Raw genomic sequence first — 18,694 nt, forward strand, 5'->3', positions numbered from 1 at the left:
CGAAAGTCAAGCAATTGTTTTCGCTTTTCTTTCGGCGCCCACTTCGCTAGGAAGCTGGCTCATCAGTCCGGCGTGTTCCGCCGTGCTGGTAGGGGGGCATTATAGGGAGCCGCGCCGGGATGACAAGGGCTTTTTCAGCAAAAAAGGTTCGTTCGCTCAGATATCAAGCAACCACCTCTTTTCTTGCTCAAAATGACATCAATCCTGACTATTGCCGGATTTAAATTGAACATTTGAAAAGCCAATTTATAATTGCCATCTCAAATGTTCAATTGGAATGCCCTCATGCATCAAATCCTCGATAGCCATAAGGAAGAGCAAATCGTCCCGCTGTTCCGCTTGGGGTTCCGACCCTTCTTCTTTTTTGGGGCTCTGTTTGCTGCCGTCGCCATGTTGCTCTGGCTGGGGCAGCTCAACGGTTGGCTAACCTTGCCAGGGATTGCCAACCCGATCTGGTGGCACGGCCATGAGATGCTGTTTGGTTTCGGGGCAGCCATCGTCGCGGGTTTTCTGCTCACCGCGGTGCAGAACTGGACGGCCCATCCCGGTCTTCGGAGCTGGCCATTGGCAATGGTGGTGGGGTTGTGGATGTTGCCAAGGACCTTGTTACCCTGGCTGGGTGAGGAGAATACGATTCTGATGTTGGCAGACCTGCTCTGGTTGCCGCTTTGCGCCTGGTTCCTTGCCAAGCCGATCTTGATAACCCGGCAATGGCGCAACCTCTTCTTCGTGCCCCTGTTGTTGATACTGACCCTGCTCAATGGCGCCAGCTGGTTATGGCATGCAGAGTGGACCACCGTTGAGCATCTGCTGATCACAACGGTGCTGTTGTTTACCACCCTCATAGCCGTGATGGGTGGAAGGGTGATTCCGTTCTTCACCGCCCGAGCAACCGGTCAGGAGAAAGCTGCACCTCGACTCTGGCTGGAGCGGGCGGCGCTCGCGACACAGTGGCTTATCTTGCTCTGCTGGCTGCTGCTCCCCACCCAATGGGTTACCAGCATATATATAGTGCCTCTCTATATAGTGGCGGCGAGTTTGCATCTGTGGCGACAACTGCGTTGGCATCTGCCATCGACCCTTGCGCATCCCCTGCTGTGGTCACTCCATCTCGCCTATCTGTTTATCCCTCTTGGCCTGCTCGCCCTTGCGGCACATAGCGCGGGTCTGCCCATAACGCTGTCAATGGCCAGTCACCTGCTCAGCGCAGGCTGTATGGGCACTATGATCCTGGGCATGATTGCGCGAGTCTCCCTCGGCCATAGCGGTCGGGCCTTGCAGGTAGGACGCAGGATCACTGGCGCATTCGCCCTGGTTATCGCTGCCGCCACAATGCGGGTGGCGATTCCCCTGTTCTGGCCTGCTTATACCCTGCATGGCTGGAACCTCAGCGCGCTTGCCTGGATCGCTGCCTATGGTCTGTTTGTCTGGGTCTATACCCCGATACTGATCCGCCCCAGAGCAGATGGTCGACCGGGTTGATGACTGCGGAACATGTTCAGAGTGTTGCCACCGGATAGTGGATCAGGTTGTGAAAGATCGCCGGGGCTATGCCCAGATTGCGATAACCGTGGGGACGGTCGGCAGCAAAACGCACCGCCTCCCCTTGCACCAGTGAGCGCCACTCCCCTTCCACCAGCACCTCCATCATGCCGCTGATGACGATGACATGCTCGGTCACTCCCGGCTCATGGGGCTCGGATTCACGCTGGTAACCCGGCAACAGGGTCAGCTCAAGCAATTCGAAGCCAAACCGGTTTTCATAAGGGAAGAGCGGCGCCACTTGCATGCCCTCTCCCGCTGGCTGCTGGCGAATGGCATCGGCGGTGCGATAGAGCACCTCTGCCTGCGCGGCGGGGGTGGGCTCAATGAAACTGGAAAATGAGAGTCGAAACCCGGTGGCTATCTTCCACAGCGTCGCCACTGTCGGGCTGGACTCTCCCCGCTCAATCTGCCCCAGCATCGCCTTGCTGACGCCCGTTTCGCGCGCGGCGGCATCCAGGCTCCAGCCGCGCTCGCTGCGCAGCCCCTTCAGTCGAGCAGCCAGATGCTGACTCATCTCTTGCATAACTGCCTCTTTATTACTCTTGCACGATGCGCCTTGTGCGCTATAGCGCACAGCGATATAGTCAAAGCTGTATTGTACGTAATAACGCACAGCGCGTCACAACGCCAAGAGGAAGAGTCATGCCCTTCGCCATCCCCCATCTGGTCGCAGGATTTATCGCCGTGATGGTCGGCTACACCAGCTCCGTCATCCTGATCATCCAGGCCGCCACGGCAGCAGGTGCAGATACAGCTCAAGTCGCCTCTTGGCTCTGGACGCTGGGGATCGGCATGGGGGTGAGCTGCATCGGCCTCTCTCTCTATTACCGCATACCCATACTAACCGCCTGGTCCACCCCAGGCGCGGCACTGCTGATCACCACGCTGGGCAACTTCACTCTGGCGGAAGCCATCGGCGCCTTTGTGATCTCGTCCCTGCTGATCACTCTGTGTGGCATCAGCGGCTGGTTCGACCGTTTGATGAAACATATCCCGGCTCCACTGGCCGCCGCCATGCTGGCTGGCGTGCTGCTCAAATTCGGGCTGGATCTGTTCAAGGTCGCCCCGCAAGACCCCTTGTTGCTTGGCACCCTGCTGCTGGCCTTCCTGCTGGGTCGTCATCTCTGGCCCCGCTATACCATGGTGCTGGTACTGGGAGTGGGGATGCTGATCTGCAGCGTACGGGGGGATTTGCAAATGGGCACCCTTCACTGGCAACTCGCCAGCCCGGTCTGGACATGGCCAGCCTTCTCCCTTGATGCTCTGTTTGGTATCGCGCTGCCGCTATTCATTGTCACTATGACATCGCAAAACATGCCGGGAATTGCCATCTTGCGGGCCCATGGCTATCAGCCTTCCACCTCCTCGCTGATCAGCTGGACTGGCCTGACTGGCCTGCTGCTCGCCCCTTTTGGCAGTTATGCCTTCAATCTGGCCGCCATCACTGCCGCCATTTGCATGGGCAAAGAGGTCGACCCGGATACCAAGCGCCGCTGGCCTGCTGCGGTTTGGGCGGGTTGCTTTTATCTTGTGACCGGCTGCTTCGGCGCAACCGTCGCGGCCCTGTTTAGCGCCTTTCCGGCAACCCTTGTCACCTGCGTCGCTGGTTTGGCCCTGTTAGGCACCATCGGCAGCAGCCTGCACTCGGCCTTGCAAGAGGATGAAGCGCGAGAAGCTGCGCTGCTCACCTTTATCATTACCGCGTCCGGGATCAGCCTGCTCGGCATCGCGGCAGCCTGCTGGGGTCTGCTGATTGGTCTGGCTATCTATCAGTTCCAATTATATCGACAAAGGAATCAATTGAGCCTCAAACCGTGAACCTCTGCACACTATCCAGATAAAATGATTCACAAGTGAAACTAATTTCCTTCTAGTGGTGCCAGGGCACCAATCTTCCCGGACATGGTGCCCTGTCAGGTTCCATGCAACGGAGTATAAAAATGAAAAATCAGGCTGTCTTGTTACTACTGGCCATACTGGGTGCTGCGAGCGTCCAGGCTGCCGATACGGATCGAGAGCTGGCTCGCCAGCTCGCACTTCAGCAGAAAAACCTGCTGCCCCTGCTGAGCAACCAGCAATACCAGAGCCCGCTTCCCAACCTGCTGCAGAAGGCCAGCCCACGGCTTAAACGGCAGGCGAGCGATGCCAACCAGGCGGCCATCAGCCGGCAAGGACTGGATGGCGAGGTCAAGCAACTGATGCAATTGCGACTGGCCAACACCGATCAGGCCGCCGCACTGCAACAGGGGGTCGAACCGCTGGTCGCCTATGTTCCTAGTGGGGATGAGAAGAGCTGGAGCGCCATTGAAGCGTTCGACAGCGCTGGCAATCCCGTCTATCTGGATGTGGACAAGGCACCGGCCCGGCCGGTTCTGGTAGTCGAAGCCGATCCCGTCAAAGCCAAAAACGCAGGCTTGAAGGTAATGCGCAAAGCGCTGGCCGATGCTGATCTGCAAAGCGCTCCGCGAGTGGCGGCCAGCACGGCGCCGCTCAAGACCAGTATCCTGAAAAAGATCAGACTGAAGGATGATCAGGAGCCCTGGCTGCTCGGCGCGGCCGAAGTGTATGCGGTGGTCGCAGGGGTTAATCCCAGTCGGGATGAGCCAGTAGTCGATATTGTCGACATGCCCTACCTCGACTATGACAACACAGACTACACCCCCAACCAGATCCTGGTTTACTGGGATCGCTATCGCTGGGGTGCCGTCGATGTGGTGATGATGGAGCAGGATGACAACGTCAACTATAAGGAGCTGAGCGCCCTGCTGATTGAAGCTCTCAAACTCGGCTTTACTGCGGGTGGCGTGCCGGAAGCCCTGCCCTTCCTCGATCTCGGCGGTCGCATCGTCAAGGCACTGCCCGACTCCTGGATGACCAACAACGACGACTATCTGGATACCTTCTATACACTGGAGCAGGATCAGGTCTATCGCCAGTATCCGGGGGCTGCCGGTAATGCGGTTATCGAGCTTGAGCCAAAAGAGATCGCCCCGACCAGACCTTGATAATCGGCCATAACGAAAAAGCCAATGAGCAACTCATTGGCTTTTTGCTTTTATCGCGGTGACCACAGGTCAACCCTTGGGACGAACCCCCAGAGTATGGCAGATGGCATAAGTCAGCTCGGAGCGGTTCAGGGTATAGAAGTGGAAATCCTTCACCCCTTCCTGACTCAGCACGCGCACCTGATCGATGGCGATGCTCGCCCCCACCAGATTGCGGGTCATCTGATCGTTATCCAGCCCCTCGAAACGCTGATGCATCCAACGCGGGATCTTCACGTTGGTAAAACCGGCAAACTTGGCCAGGGTCTGATAGTTGGAGACCGGCAGGATCCCCGGCACGATTTCAGCATCGATGCCGATAGCGGCGCAGCGATCCCGAAAGCGCAAATACGTTTCCACATCGAAGAAGAACTGAGTGATGGCGCGGTTGGCACCGGCATCGATCTTGCGCTTGAGGTTGAGCAGGTCGGATTGCGCACTCTTGGCCTCCGGGTGCCCTTCCGGATAGGCAGCAACCGAGATATCGAAGTCCGCCTCTGACTTGAGCAGAGCAACCAGATCGGTGGCATACATATCCGGCTTCTCCAACCCCTGTGGCAAATCACCACGCAGAGCCACGATATGACGAATACCGCTGTTCCAGTAGTCGCGGGCGATGGTGCGCAGCTCGTCGCGGCTGGCATCGATACAGGTCAGGTGCGGCGCCGCAATCAGGCCTGTCCGTTCCTTGATGTCCTTGATCACCTTGTGGGTGCGATCACGGGTGCCGGAGTTGGCGCCATAGGTGACAGAGACGAACTTGGGTTCCAGTACCTTCAGCCGTTCGATGGACTGCCAGAGGGTATTCTCCATCCCTTCACTGTTGGGCGGAAAAAACTCGAAACTGACCGATATATCGCCATTCAAATCTGCCAAGCTCTGGTTGAGCGCTTCAACCTGACGTGCACTGTGAAAACCCATCTGCTCTTCTCCCTGTCCTGCAATCCATCTGCCTACGTCAAAACGGATGTTTGGACGTCTAAACGTCTTTATATTTATGAGTAAAACGACACAAAGTCAACAGGGATTTACCTCACATCCGATCTGACGAACTTCATATTTACAAAATTAACGGTACGTAACCGAAAAGTGCCCATCCCAAAATTGCCCCAGTCGAGTTATGATGGGGCCAGATCGTCCTGGACGTTCTGAATCTGCGTGTGATTGTTTGGCCGGAGGTTTCTCCGGCCCCTTTTCATCTATTTCCCACTCCTGCCGATAACAGAATGAGTCTTTGCAGGAGCACCATCATGGATACCCATCCCGGCTTTGCCACCGACTTGCTGTTCGATCGCTATCAGGGCGAGGTTGTTCAGCACGATCAGTTCTGGGCGGTTCGCACGCCGGATGCTCCCGACTACTACTTCGGCAACTACCTGCTGCTCCCCACCCCGCCCAGCGACCGTGACAAAGGCTGGCTGGAAGCCACATTTGATCAGCTGATCGGCCAGGATCCTCGAGTGCACCACCGCACCTTCCAATGGCCACTGGCGGCCGGGCAAAACAGCCGGATCGTCGGTTTTGTCGCAACGGGTTACCAGTATATGGAGTGCGTGGTGCTGGCGCTGGATGAACAGAGTTGCCCGCCCCCTCACAGCGACATGAACAAGGTTGAGGCACGCACCTTCACCACTGCTGATTGGCCTGAGTGGCTCAACTTCGAACTCCATGAGCGGGATGAGGGACACTCTGAACAGCGCTATCTTCCCTATCTGCGATCCCGCCAGGCGCTCTATCAGGCCATGATTGCCGATGGTCTCGGGGACTGGTGGGGGATCTGGAAAGAGGAACAACTGGTCGCCAGCTGTGGCCTCTTCTTTTGCGGCACACTTGGGCGCTTCCAGTTGGTACGCACGCACCATGCGTGGCGCAATCAGGGGTTATGCCGCCAGCTGCTGAGTCAAGTGGCTCGCGCTGGATTGTCCCGTGCCAAACAGCTGATCATAGTGGCTGACGAGCATTACCATGCCCAGCGCATTTACCGCTCTCTGGGGTTTGCCCCGGTTGCCCGCATCGGCAGCCTCTGCCGCTGGCCCCACGAAGCACAATAAAGCGATACATGCTGGCCGCGAGCCATAAAAAAACGGGAGGCTGATGCCTCCCGCTCTTATTGATGCAGATGACCTATTGCTGTGGCTGCTGTGGCGCCTCCAGCTCGTTGGAGAGCGCCTGCTCCACCTCATCCGACGGCGCCGGTAATGGGGCAGCGGCCGCTGATGCGGGTTCTGCGGGAGTCACAGCTGGTGCCACCACGGCCGATGTTTCACTGGTCGCGGGGGCTGCGGACACCTCAGTCGCTGGCGCTGAAGCCGAAGCAGGAGCAGGAGCAGGAGCAGGGGCAACAGCATCACACTGACAATCCGCGTTCTTGGCCTTGTTGCCCTGATGAGGGGCATACCAGCCCTTCAAGCCACCTTCCAGTCGATCTGCGGCAGCTTTGGGCTCCATCTTGCCAAGCAGCACCGCCTGACTCACCTCGGCCAGCTCATCCCCCAACTTGGGCGTACCACGGGAGAGGATCTGGGTCGCCACCCGAATGGTCGAGTCACACTGATCGCGCCACTCCATCATCTCTTTGGCCGCCGGATTGGTGACATCGAAGAAGTGATTGGAGAGGGAGAAGAATCCCGGCAGCGAGTTGGTATAGAGCTCGGCAAATTGCGGCGTCGTCAGCCACTGCAGGAAAGCCATTGCACCCTCTTTATTCTTGCTGGCCGGGTTCATTCCCATACCGATATCGGTATGGTCGGTAAAGAAACAGCCATCACCCTGTTTGGCCACCGGCGGACGCATGACGCCAAAATCGACCTTGCCGGTGAAGGGGGCAATCTCCCAGGAGCCCGCCACGTAGAAGGCAGCCTTGCCCGACGTGAACAGCTCGTTGCTGGTCGCATAATCGCGGCTCTCACCACCTTCACCGAGGTAGGAACGCCAGCGGGCCAGCTCGTCGAACACCTTCACATATTGGGGGTTGTCCAACCGCTCCTGCCCGCCAATCAACGCCAGACGACCATCTTCCCCTTTCCAGTAATTGGGACCAATATTCTGGAACCCCAGTTCGGAGGCAACCCAGCTCTCGGAACCGCTCATGGCCAGCGGCACATAGCGCGCGTCGGCCTTGATCTTGTCCAGCACGGCAAAGAACTGATCGCGGGTTTGCGGCAAGGTGAGCCCCAACTCACTGAAGATCTTCTTGTTATAGAAGAAGCCATGGATCACCGAGGCCATCGGCACGCAGAAGGTCTGGGCACCGGAATCGGTCTGCCAGGGTGACTGGGCAAAACTCGGGAAGTTCTCCATCCCTGCCATTTCGGTCAGCTCGGCCAGATGGCCCGCCTTGAACAGGGCGAGCGAGTCATCAAACGGGCGACAGGTAATGAGATCCCCCGCCTTACCGCCTTTCAGGCTCTCCCACAGAGTGGGCATGTAGTTGACGTTCTGCACCGGATGAAAACTCACCTTGATGCCGGGATGCGCCGCTTCAAACGCCGGGATAATCTTCTGCTCCCACAACGCCTTGTCATCGGTTCGCCAGCTTTCAATCACCAGCTCGCTGGCCATCAGCTGGCCACACAACAGGAGACTCAGGGCTCCAATCCACTTTTTAGACATAAGCCCTCCTAGACCTTGAAATGTGCGATCAATTGCTGCTGTTTGGCGACCAGGTCGGCCAGCACTTCGCTGCTGCTGGCGGATTCGCGCGCCTCCCGCTCGGTCTCGTATGCCACATCGGCAATACCGGCGATATGACGAGCGACCCCCTGACTGACGGAGATCTGCTCCTGAGCGGCATGGGCCACCTGATCAGCCATCGATTTGATGGCCCCCATCCGATCGGCAATGGATTGCAGCGCCACATCCATCTCGCGAGTCTGCTCGACACAGCTCTGGGTCTGCTCCTGGCTACGCCCCATCACTTCAACCACATGCTTGCTGGAGCTCTGCAGGTTCTCAATCATCCCCTGGATCTCTTCGGTCGAAGTCTGGGTGCGATTGGCCAGCGCCCGCACCTCATCGGCCACCACCGCGAAACCGCGGCCGGCATCGCCAGCACGGGCCGCTTCGATGGCGGCGTTCAAGGCCAGCAGGTTGGTCTGCTCGGCGATGCTGCGGATCACATCGAGAATGCTGCCGATGTTGTTGCTGAATTCGCCCAGCTTGTAGGTGATCCCGACCGCCTCTTCCATGGCACCAGCCAGCTGCTCGGTGATCCGGCGAGTGGTGGCCACTTTCTGGCGCCCATTGCGCGCCTCTTCATCGGCCTGATCCACTTCCCGCTTGGTACCATCGGTAGAGCGGGCCACCTCGGTGGCGCTCACTTCCAGCTCGGTAATGGCGGCGGCCACCTGATCGGTCTGGCTCTTCTGCTCTTGCACCCGGGACATGGCCCGTTCGCTGATCTCGGCGGCGCGGCTCGCCTCATCCACCAGATGGCGGGAGCCTGCATTGATTTGAGAGAGCAGCTCACCGGTCTTGCCCGCCAGCGTATCGATAGAGCGGGAAAGGCTGCCAAATTCGCAACTGCTGCGGTAGTTGATGCGGCGGGTCATATCACCGGCCGCCATGTAATCGAGCTCCTTGTTGATCATCTGCAACGGGCGCTGAATGCTGCGCGCCGTGGTATAGCCGATCACCAGCGCCGCAGCGGCCGACATCGCGGCAACCACCAGGATCCAGAAGCTGGCACTGCTGACCGCCGCATCGGCGTTGATCCGGCTATCGCTGGCGATGGCTCCGGCAGACTTGCCCATCTCATCGAGCAAATTGAGGCTGTTGACCAGACTGGCATCCAACTGCTGATTTTGCGTGGCCAGCGACAGCGCCAGTTGCTGAGCCTGACGCATGGTCGCCAACAAGCCCTGAGCGCCAAGCGCCAGCTCCTGCATCCGATCCAGATTGGAGACAAAGCGCGCTTTCACATCATCAGGCACCAGCACCCGCTCCAACCGCTTGCGGGCCATCTCGATATCCTTGCTGAGTACCTTTTCCAGCTCGTTCAGGTCGGTTTTGGCATCGGCACGACGGATATTCTTCAGGTCGCGGGCGATACCCGAGGTAATAAGTTCCGCCTTGTTGCGCATGGAGCGTTTGCTGGCGGTCTGTTGCAGCAGCAGATCCGCCGCCCACTGGTAGGTATCCTCAAGGCGGATAAATTCCATCTCCAGCTTGTGGCGCTGCTCCAGCGCGCTGACCCACTGCCGATGCTGGGCCAACACCTGATCAGCCAAGCCATAAAATTGGGTGGTAGCACTTTCGACCTGCTGGAAGCGGGTACGAGCATCCGCTACGTCGGTAAATTTACCCATCTCCTGACTCAGCTGGGCAAAGCGGTTCTGCTGCTCCTTGAACTGATTGGCCAGTTGCGGCAACTGGGCGGCATCTTCACTGGTGCGGTAGACCAGCACCCAGCGGTTACTATCCTGCAGTGCCCCCTTGAGACCTGCGACAGCCACCACCAGCGGGGTTGCCCGGTCAGATACGGCAGAGAGGCCGTCATTTATACCCTTGATTTTAAAGGTACTGATCACACCAAGCAGGATCAGCAACAGCAGCATCAACACAAATCCGGCGATGATCCGCTGCACGATAGATAAGCCCATGGAGACATCCTCACTCATTGGGGGAAGGTAAAGTGAACATAGTCACTATCGGCAGGGGTGGCGAATAACTGAAATAAAGCGGCAGGTATTTAATTGATTTGTATCGGGTTGGATCACAGTCCAGACAAAATCAGCTATACAAAAAAAGCCCGGCACAAGCCGGGCTGAAAGAGACGTACTTTGCTATCTTCCGCGGTCCGTTCAAAACCGCAGTCAGAATCATTAGAAGCGGTAGCCAACACCCACCATAAAGGCCATCGGGTCGATGTTAGTCTTAATGGTCGCAGCACGGCTGCCATTCACATCGACGTTCACATCTGTATCGATATCCATGATCCAGGCTGAACCGTTTACAAACCAGCGATCAGTGATCGCCATATCGATACCAACCTGCCCAGCCAGACCCCATGAATCATCCAGGCTCACATTGACATCACCCAGCTGTGCCAATGCACCGACAGCTTTTTCATCAAAGAAAGTGGTGTAATTCACGCCCACACCAATATACGGGCGAACCTTGCTCTTGGCATCGCCAAAATAGTACTGGGCCATCAATGTGGGTGGCAGATGCTTAACCTTGGCAATTTCCCCCAATCCAGCAGTGCTCACACGATGGGAGAACGGGGTTGCAGCCAGCAACTCAACACCCCAGTTGTCGGTGATCATATACCCGAGGGTCAGGCCAAGCTGTTGATTGCTATCAATCTGAAACTCACCAGTGTTAAGCACATCATCACTGCTCTCCTGAGGAGAAACGATGGCCAAACCACCACGAACCAGAATATCACCAGCCTGATGGGCCATGGCGAAAGGAGAGGTCACTGCAGCGGCAATCATCAGAGGAAGTAATTTTTTCATCACGTAATCCCTTTTTTTGTTTTCATTTGATGCTGTAAGCCCGCTGACTATATGCCCTTGTAAATGCAAAGTTATTGACTTGGAGCAAAGGTTGCAAAGAAATAAATCGATTGGTGTGACATCTTTGCGCGCCATCCCAATCTCGTTGAGTACCCAGACAACAAGCCGAAATACCTGTTTCGACAGGTTGTAACTACCCGCACTCAGCGCCAAAAGGAGCAAATAAACCACACCTTATTGCGCGGCAGAGTGGCTATTAATTGTTGTTAATATGGGCAAATCAGCGTATTTTTTGCGCCATACAAGTTACTGGGAAGTAATGGTTTATTTATGAAAAATGAGTCGAAATGGCAAAAGGTGGGGGCCTTTCTCGCGGCCGTGTGGGGAATCGGATCCTTTCTCTTTATCCTGCTCGGTTTTATTGTCGCCCTGGCCTATCTGGTATTGGTACGGCAGGGTTAATCCGGATTGATAGAGTGCAGCAGGGTGATATTCCCCCCTTCAGCAAGCTGCTCCGGAGTCTGGCCCATGCCCTCCGCAGAGAGGGTACCAGCGTAGCCACACCACCGATTTCGCCCGCCGACTTTGGCCTGATACAGCGCCATGTCCGCCAGTTTGAAGCTGTGACTCCAGAATGAATCCGGGTACTCCGGGTGCAACGGATAGCGGCAGAACCCCAGCGACACCGTCAACCAGAGTGGCGCATCCTCTCTGCCAAAGCGGTGCTGAGCGACACGTTGGCGCAGATATTCGACCCGCAACGCCAACTCTTGCTCGTCATCCACTTGTAGCAGCAACAAGAACTCCTCCCCACCCAGCCGGATGATCGGCTCGCGCTCTCCTGTCACCACCTTGCGCAGCAGATCCGCCAACTGTTTCAGCACCAGATCCCCGATGTCATGGCCAAGGCGGTCATTAATCCGCTTGAAATGATCCAGATCCAGCAGCAATAACAGACAAGGTTTGGCCCGGTTGGCCTGCAACCAGCCATCGAGATAGCGACGATTGAAGCAACGGGTCAAAGGATCGGTGAATGCAGCCATCTCCATCTGGCTGGATTTTTCCAACAAATCATCATGTTGCTGACTAACCTTGCTGGCCATCTCCCTGAACTTGCCACTCAGGGTCGCCATCTCGGCGCTGCTGTCGATATAGGGGATCAAGGTGGCATCCGGCCGATCGCCAAAGCGTTGCAGCGCCGACACCAGCTGCTGCAACGGGGTGAGCACAATGCTGTTGAGCCGATACATGGCGATCATGACGCAGATAAAACTGATAAACAGCATGCCGATAAAGGTCCAGAGCGCCCCCTCCATGACGCCACTCAAGATCTTTCTCTCCTCCTCAATCACCAGAGTCAGCACCGGCTGGTTATCGCTGTTGAGCAGTCGCACCTCTCCCCTGAGCCGGGTGAGCCCAAGGTCGATCAGGCGATACGTTATATGCGATTTCAGTGGTTTGAAGGTAGCGGTGACATCCAGATTGGCGTGGGAAATCGCCAGAGGCAGCGCGGTACGCTCCGATACCTGCTCGAGATAGGCCTTGTCGAGCCAACGTACAACCAGCAAGAAACCGTTGAACGGTGCCGACTCGTCACTGTTTCTGATCGGCTGCCACGAGTACATCAGCGGCCCCCACTGGGAAGCACGGATCCCGTGCAGATTGATGCCCCCTTGCGCCACCGAGCGCGCCCTTAACTGCTTTTTCAGTTCATCAAGGAAGTAGGGAAACTGGTCCGGATTGATCCCCGGCGCATCGGGTAGCAGGGTGCGCGTCCAGATTTCGTAGCCGGTGAGATCCATGAAGCTCATCAGGTTGAGATTAAAATCCCTCATCGGCATATCACTGAACAGGTTGGATTCGATGTACGCCCTGCTTTTGTTGTCCATAAAACGGTGACTGTCATCCCAGATGCCCCAATCCCGACTGAATGCATCCAGAGCGGCCACATCCGCCTGCACCGCCTTGGTCACGCGCAGCAGATGCTCCTTCATTCGTTGCTCCTCAATCCGGCTGGCAGCCGGGATCTGGGCCCACGCCAGCAGGACCAGCAATAGCAGGATCGCCCCCAGCCAGATGGGGAACATGGAGTAAGCCAACTGATGATCAATCGTGCGCGGAGCCTGAGCCATAACCCGATATATCCATTACCATGACGCTGAGATGCCAAGCCTGCCCACACTTGACGAGCTTCCCCCTATGCTCCCGATTTTTATAACAAAAAGGGGCCAAGGGCCCCTCGATTATAACGGCTTATCGCGCCAATAGTGGCCGCAAAAAACGAGCTGTATGAGACTCTTTATTGGTGCAAATCTCTTCCGGCGTCCCCGTCACCAGAATGCGGCCACCACCGGCGCCTCCCTCTGGCCCCAGATCGACGATCCAGTCGGCAGTTTTTACCACATCAAGGTTGTGCTCGATGATGACGATGGTGTTGCCGCGATCCCGCAACTGGTGCAGTACCTTGAGCAGTTGCTGGATATCGTGGAAATGCAGCCCTGTGGTCGGCTCATCCAGAATGTAGAGAGTCTGACCGGTATCCCGCTTGGAGAGCTCCCGCGCCAGCTTGACCCGCTGCGCCTCACCGCCAGAGAGCGTGGTGGCCGACTGGCCGAGGCGGATATAGGAGAGGCCCACATCCATCAGGGTCTGCAGCTTGCGCGCCACTGCCGGCACCGGATCGAAGAACTCGCGGGCATCTTCCACCGTCATCTCGAGGATTTCGTGGATGTTCTTGCCCTTGTACTTCACCTCCAGCGTCTCGCGGTTGTAGCGCTTGCCCTTGCAGACATCGCACGGCACGTAGACATCCGGCAGGAAGTGCATCTCTACCTTGATGACCCCATCCCCCTGGCACGCCTCGCAGCGACCCCCTTTCACGTTGAAGGAGAAGCGGCCCGGCTGGTAGCCGCGTGAACGCGCCTCCTGGGTGCCGGAGAGCAGCTCGCGGATCGGAGTGAACAGACCGGTATAGGTGGCCGGGTTGGAGCGCGGGGTGCGGCCGATGGGGCTCTGGTCGATATCCACCACCTTGTCCAGATGCTCCAGCCCCTCGACGCTGCGATAGGGTGCCGGGGTGGACTCGGTCGCCTTGTTGAGCTCGCGGTGGGCGATGCGGAACAGGGTGTCGTTGATCAGGGTCGACTTGCCGGAGCCGGAGACGCCTGTAACGCAGGTCATCACTCCGATGGGCAGATCCAGGTTGACGTTGCGCAGGTTGTTGCCGCTCGCCCCCTTGAGTTTCAGCCACTTGCCGGTAAGCGGTGTGCGCTCGGCCGGAATGGCGATCTGCTTGCGACCGGAGAGGTAGTCACCGGTCAGCGACTCCGGATTGTCGATAATCTGCTGGGGGGTGCCCTGCGCAACAATTTCGCCGCCATGCACACCCGCCCCCGGGCCGATATCCAGCACATGGTCGGCGAGACGAATGGCATCCTCGTCGTGCTCCACCACGATCACCGTGTTGCCCAGATCGCGCAGATGGGTGAGCGTCTTGAGCAACCGCTCGTTGTCGCGCTGATGCAGACCGATGGAAGGCTCATCGAGTACATACATGACGCCCACCAGCCCGGCACCGATCTGGCTGGCCAGTCTAATGCGCTGCGCTTCGCCGCCGGAGAGGGTCTCGGCGCTGCGGGACAGGCTCAGATAGTTGAGACCCACATTAACCAGGAAGCCGAGCCGCTCGACGATCTCTTTCAAGATCTTCTCGGCAATCTGGGCGCGCTGGCCGGTGAGGTTAAGCCCCTCGAAGAAGGCCAGTGCATCGCCGATGGACTGCTCGGCAATGGCCGGCAGGTTGCGGTTGTCGACGAAAACGTGGCGCGCCTCCTCCCGCAGTCGGCTGCCGCCGCAGCTGGTACAGGATTTGTTCGCGATATATTTGGAGAGCTCTTCACGCACCGAGTTGGATTCGGTCTCCCGGTAGCGCCGCTCCATGTTGTGCAGGATCCCTTCGAACGGGTGCTTGCGCACCACCACATCGCCGCGATCGTTCATGTAACGGAACTCGATCTCGGTGCGACCGGAGCCGCGCAGGATCACCTCCTGGGTCTTGACCGGCAGATCCTCCCACGGCGTCTCCAGATCGAACTTGTAGTGTTCGGAGAGGGATTTCAGCATCTGGAAGTAGTAGAAGCTACGCTTGTCCCAGCCGCGGATAGCGCCATTGGCCAGACTGATGGCCGGATCGCCGATCACCTTGGCTGGATCGAAATATTGCTGTACCCCGAGGCCGTCGCAGGTCGGGCAGGCACCGGCCGGATTGTTGAAGGAGAAGATGCGCGGCTCCAGCTCCGACATGGAGTAGCCACACTCCGGGCAGGCGAAGTTGGCGGAGAAGGTCATGGGGGTGACGCCCTCCTCCCCGTCCATCGGCACCACCAGCACAATGCCACCGGAGAGGGTCAGCGCCGTCTCGAACGACTCGGCCAAACGCAAGGCAAGGTCCTCGCGCACCTTGAAGCGATCCACCACCACCTCGATGGTGTGCTTCTTGTGCAGCTCCAGCGTAGGAGGATCGGAGAGATCGCACACCTCGCCGTCGATACGGGCACGGATGTAGCCCTGGGCCGCCAGATTCTCCAGCAGCTTGGTGTGCTCCCCCTTGCGATCCCGCACCACCGGGGCCAGCAGCATCAGCTTGCTCCCCTCCGGTTGAGCCAGCACCTGATCCACCATCTGGCTGATGGTCTGGGCGGCGAGCGGAATGGCGTGAGTCGGGCAGCGCGGCTCACCGACCCGGGCAAACAGCAGACGCAGGTAGTCGTAGATCTCGGTGATGGTACCGACGGTCGAGCGCGGGTTGTGGGAAGTGGACTTCTGTTCGATGGAGATGGCGGGCGAGAGCCCCTCGATATGGTCGACGTCCGGCTTCTCCATCAGGGAGAGGAACTGGCGGGCATAGGCGGAGAGGGACTCCACATAGCGGCGCTGCCCCTCGGCATAGAGGGTATCGAACGCCAGAGAGGATTTGCCCGAACCGGAGAGGCCGGTGACCACGATCAGCTTGTCGCGGGGCAGGGTCAGATTGATGTTCTTGAGGTTGTGGGTGCGAGCACCCCGGACCACGATCTTTTCCATCTTGTTGCACGCTCGATACAGAAACCTGAGCGAGTCAGTATGGCATAGAGACTACTGGATGAATAGACAGTCATGAGAGGAAATGCGCATCATCCGGCGCACGCCATCTGCTCTTTTTTCTCCACCAGCAGCTGCTCGTTTTGCCATATCCGGGCGGTGACCTCGACCCGATAGGGGCAACGCAAACCCAGCCCTATTTTGCCAACCGCCATGACCACTCCAGCCTGCAGCGACAGATTACGGCTCTGGCGCTGAGTCGTGCTCCCGGCTGCCCCTTCGCTGCGCACCAGCAACCTGAAGCTCACCGTCACATCGTGATCGCTGAGCAGCGTCGGAGCCAGTGAGACCCCCTGAGCGTGTTGAGTCACATTGAGGTTAAGGGCCATGTCCATTTGATGATCCTCGCAAACGGCATCTGAAGCTCCACACATCAGCCCAGCGACCCACAATAATGAAAAAAGGGCCCGCAGGCCCTTGGTTAACATCATGGTTACTGACCCTGATTCACCAGGATCAGGTTGTTTGTGCCATAGGAGGAGGCGGAGGCAAAGTTACCGCTGTCGCTCTGGGTCACAGTGACAGTGTTATTGATGCCATAGCCATATGCATACGCTGCATTGTCGAGCCCGGTCTGGGTCACGGTCACCTTGTTACCTTGACCATAAGCGACCGCATACCCAATGTGGCCATCGCCGGTCTGGCTGACCGTGGCGATGTTATCGTCTCCACCAGAGGTAACGCCGACTGCATAGTTGCCATCGCCCTCCTGGGTCAGGGTCACCAGGGAGTTGCTACCATACTGACCAGCATCGGCAACGTTATCATCGCCGGTCTGGGCCACCTCGGTGGTGTTGCCGTTCCCGACTTGATAAGTGTTTGCGTCGTTGCTGTTACCGGTTTGGGCCACCGTTGCTGTCTCGCTGGTTCCTGCCTGATAACCAACAGCCCGGTTACCCTGATTATCGGCCGAGCCTCGCTGGGTCAGGGTATACTGTCCGCGCTCAGCCACCTGCGTGACCTGCGCTACGTTATTTTGGTCGAACTGACCGACTAAAGCCGTATTGAGCTCGCCGCGCTGCACTACGCTGGCGCTGGTGCCCTCGGCGGCGAGATTACCATAGTTTTCGGTATTCTGATAAACGGTGGCGGTTTGACCTGCCCCCTCCTGAGTTACCTCGACATTGGCACCATCCGAAGCGCTTTGGAAGACTGTGGCGGTATGCCCACCATCCCCCTGCTGGGTAACGGTTGCCTCGGCAAAGTCTGACCAATAGTTGTCAATGGTGGCCGTGTTACCATTTGAAAGCTGGTTAATCACCGAGCTGGCTTGATCGGCATCGTTCTGTCCGATAGTGGCACTGTTGTCGTTGGCATCGCTGCCGGCAGCCCCTTGGTTAATTGTGGCGGTAGCGCTGCCATTGTCGATCTGCTGGGTAACACTTGCCCTGTTCCGGCTTCCGTTGGTGTCAATGGTTGCGGTGGAGAGATTGGTATTTCCCGATTGCAGCACTACGCCGCTATTGCCAGTGCCGACCTGGCTGGTATTGGCTACCGAGCTGCCGGTATTTTCCTGGGTGGTCAACGCTTCGTTGTTTTCACCTTCTTGATAGATATCAGCCCGGTTATCCACACTAGACACCACTTGGTTAACGGTTGCCTTATTGGTATCGCCGAACTGCGTGACATAAGCGTCGTTGCCAGTAGATGCCGCCCAAGCGGTGCTGGTCGCCAGAAGAACTGCCGAGGCAATGATGGTACGTTTAAACATGATTTCCCTCTCGTGCTAATGGTTGAGCCTAGGCTCAGTTGGTTTGAACGACATTTACTTGCTGATTGGCGCCCGTCTGAATAACGGTTGCCGCCAATCCGTTACCGTTTTGCTCGATGCTGGCCTGATTGCCATCACCCAGCTGGATCGCCCGGGCCTGATTGTCTGCCCCTTGCTGACTGATCCAGGCTTCATTGCCGCTGCCTTGTTGCAGCAGCCAAATCCGGTTATTGATGCCCGCCTGATAGAGTTCGGCGCTATTGCCCTCACCCAGTTGCGCACCATTGACCCAGTTCTCATCTCCTACCTGGGAGAGCGCCAACTCATTGGCCCAACCCTGTTGCAGCAGGCGCGCCTGATTCAGCTCCCCTTGCTGGGTGAGGTGCAACTGCTGCTCGCCACCGAGTTGCCACAACAGCGCCTGGTTTCCATCGTTCTGCAGACCGGAATCCAGCTCGCTTGCCATTGCCAGCTCGTCGAAGGCAGAAGGCTCTGCGGCGAGTTGCGGGGCACCCGACATCAGCAGAAAAAAGAGAGCACTCAACAGGTGTTTCATCGCGCCATCGCTTTGTTGGAAAACGCCCACAGTATCCCTGTCAGACAAGAGGCGGCCTATCAGGCACTCCGCTGATTCGAGGATGAAAAGCGCCGTCCTGTCGCTGAGCAGAAAGTCTTAAGTCGTATTCGATGGAGGCCAAAAAAATGGCTATGTCCCAATTACGTGTTGCATGGGGCGCCCCAGCGCCTCATGCAAACATGTTTTGATATTTACGCCTTTTCCGTAACGCTCCAGCATC

At 57.6% G+C, this 18,694-nt stretch carries 16 protein-coding genes; 6 read left to right on the plus strand and 10 right to left on the minus strand.

The window, feature by feature from the left end; translation table 11 throughout:
- Nucleotides 1–196, plus strand: a 196-nt coding sequence (locus AB5Y85_RS00090; RefSeq protein ID WP_368221013.1) for a hypothetical protein, incomplete at its 5' end; no start/stop codon positions are given.
- A gap of 89 nt (nucleotides 197–285) precedes the next feature.
- The gene (locus AB5Y85_RS00095; RefSeq protein WP_368221015.1) at nucleotides 286–1,482 is read left to right on the plus strand and encodes an NnrS family protein; all 1,197 of its coding nucleotides are present in this window, start codon (nucleotides 286–288) and stop codon (nucleotides 1,480–1,482) included.
- A gap of 16 nt (nucleotides 1,483–1,498) precedes the next feature.
- Here AB5Y85_RS00095 and AB5Y85_RS00100 read toward each other — a convergent pair whose 3' ends face one another.
- Entirely contained in the window at nucleotides 1,499–2,068 is a 570-nt protein-coding gene (locus AB5Y85_RS00100; RefSeq protein WP_101531453.1) for a helix-turn-helix domain-containing protein, read from the minus strand.
- 119 nt (nucleotides 2,069–2,187) lie between these two features.
- Here AB5Y85_RS00100 and AB5Y85_RS00105 point away from each other — a divergent pair, with 119 nt between their 5' ends.
- Nucleotides 2,188–3,363 carry a benzoate/H(+) symporter BenE family transporter gene (locus AB5Y85_RS00105; RefSeq protein ID WP_368221016.1) on the plus strand — a complete coding sequence of 392 codons (1,176 nt, stop codon included), beginning with the start codon at nucleotides 2,188–2,190 and terminating at the stop codon, nucleotides 3,361–3,363.
- 122 nt (nucleotides 3,364–3,485) lie between these two features.
- Nucleotides 3,486–4,550, plus strand: a complete 1,065-nt coding sequence (locus AB5Y85_RS00110) for a DUF3103 family protein (RefSeq protein WP_368221018.1) — start codon at nucleotides 3,486–3,488, stop codon at nucleotides 4,548–4,550.
- A 69-nt stretch (nucleotides 4,551–4,619) separates the two neighbouring features.
- Here AB5Y85_RS00110 and metF read toward each other — a convergent pair whose 3' ends face one another.
- Nucleotides 4,620–5,510 (minus strand): methylenetetrahydrofolate reductase, encoded by an 891-nt coding sequence (gene metF / locus AB5Y85_RS00115; protein WP_005340191.1) that lies wholly within the window; start codon nucleotides 5,508–5,510, stop codon nucleotides 4,620–4,622.
- Between the two features lie 329 nt (nucleotides 5,511–5,839).
- On the opposite strand from metF, the gene AB5Y85_RS00120 reads away from it, so the two are divergent.
- Nucleotides 5,840–6,640, plus strand: coding sequence for a GNAT family N-acetyltransferase (locus AB5Y85_RS00120; RefSeq protein WP_368221019.1), 801 nt, complete (start codon nucleotides 5,840–5,842; stop codon nucleotides 6,638–6,640).
- A 73-nt stretch (nucleotides 6,641–6,713) separates the two neighbouring features.
- Here the strand turns inward: AB5Y85_RS00120 and AB5Y85_RS00125 are convergent, their stop codons facing one another.
- The 3 genes from AB5Y85_RS00125 to ompW all read right to left on the minus strand — a co-directional run bounded on the left by AB5Y85_RS00125 (nucleotide 6,714) and on the right by ompW (nucleotide 11,047).
- Nucleotides 6,714–8,201: an ABC transporter substrate-binding protein gene (locus AB5Y85_RS00125; RefSeq protein WP_368221021.1), complete on the minus strand. Its 1,488-nt coding sequence runs from the start codon at nucleotides 8,199–8,201 to the stop codon at nucleotides 6,714–6,716.
- Between the two features lie 8 nt (nucleotides 8,202–8,209).
- Complete coding sequence (locus AB5Y85_RS00130; protein ID WP_368221023.1) at nucleotides 8,210–10,189, minus strand: methyl-accepting chemotaxis protein; 1,980 nt, start codon at nucleotides 10,187–10,189, stop codon at nucleotides 8,210–8,212.
- Between the two features lie 222 nt (nucleotides 10,190–10,411).
- A complete protein-coding gene (gene ompW / locus AB5Y85_RS00135) occupies nucleotides 10,412–11,047 on the minus strand; it encodes an outer membrane protein OmpW (RefSeq protein WP_042080930.1) in 636 nt (211 codons plus the stop codon).
- A gap of 330 nt (nucleotides 11,048–11,377) precedes the next feature.
- On the opposite strand from ompW, the gene AB5Y85_RS00140 reads away from it, so the two are divergent.
- The gene (locus tag AB5Y85_RS00140; RefSeq protein WP_019445201.1) at nucleotides 11,378–11,509 is read left to right on the plus strand and encodes a hypothetical protein; all 132 of its coding nucleotides are present in this window, start codon (nucleotides 11,378–11,380) and stop codon (nucleotides 11,507–11,509) included.
- Here the strand turns inward: AB5Y85_RS00140 and AB5Y85_RS00145 are convergent.
- From AB5Y85_RS00145 to AB5Y85_RS00165, 5 genes are all read right to left on the minus strand, one after another.
- Nucleotides 11,506–13,179: a diguanylate cyclase gene (locus tag AB5Y85_RS00145; protein ID WP_368221024.1), complete on the minus strand. Its 1,674-nt coding sequence runs from the start codon at nucleotides 13,177–13,179 to the stop codon at nucleotides 11,506–11,508. The two genes, AB5Y85_RS00140 and AB5Y85_RS00145, sit on opposite strands and share 4 nt — an antisense overlap.
- Before the next feature lie 121 nt (nucleotides 13,180–13,300).
- On the minus strand, nucleotides 13,301–16,129 hold the full coding sequence (gene uvrA / locus AB5Y85_RS00150; protein WP_005356491.1) for an excinuclease ABC subunit UvrA: 2,829 nt from the start codon (nucleotides 16,127–16,129) through the stop codon (nucleotides 13,301–13,303).
- 89 nt (nucleotides 16,130–16,218) lie between these two features.
- A complete protein-coding gene (csgH, locus tag AB5Y85_RS00155; RefSeq protein WP_240533697.1) occupies nucleotides 16,219–16,521 on the minus strand; it encodes a curli-like amyloid fiber formation chaperone CsgH in 303 nt (100 codons plus the stop codon).
- 98 nt (nucleotides 16,522–16,619) lie between these two features.
- Nucleotides 16,620–17,897, minus strand: a complete 1,278-nt coding sequence (locus AB5Y85_RS00160) for a curlin (RefSeq protein WP_101531457.1) — start codon at nucleotides 17,895–17,897, stop codon at nucleotides 16,620–16,622.
- Nucleotides 17,898–17,931: 34 nt separating this feature from the next.
- A complete protein-coding gene (locus AB5Y85_RS00165) occupies nucleotides 17,932–18,453 on the minus strand; it encodes a curlin (RefSeq protein WP_101531458.1) in 522 nt (173 codons plus the stop codon).
- Nucleotides 18,454–18,694 lie beyond the last annotated feature (241 nt).

The sequence above is a fragment of the Aeromonas sp. R3-1 genome (genome assembly GCF_040908345.1).
GTDB lineage: Bacteria > Pseudomonadota > Gammaproteobacteria > Enterobacterales > Aeromonadaceae > Aeromonas > Aeromonas veronii.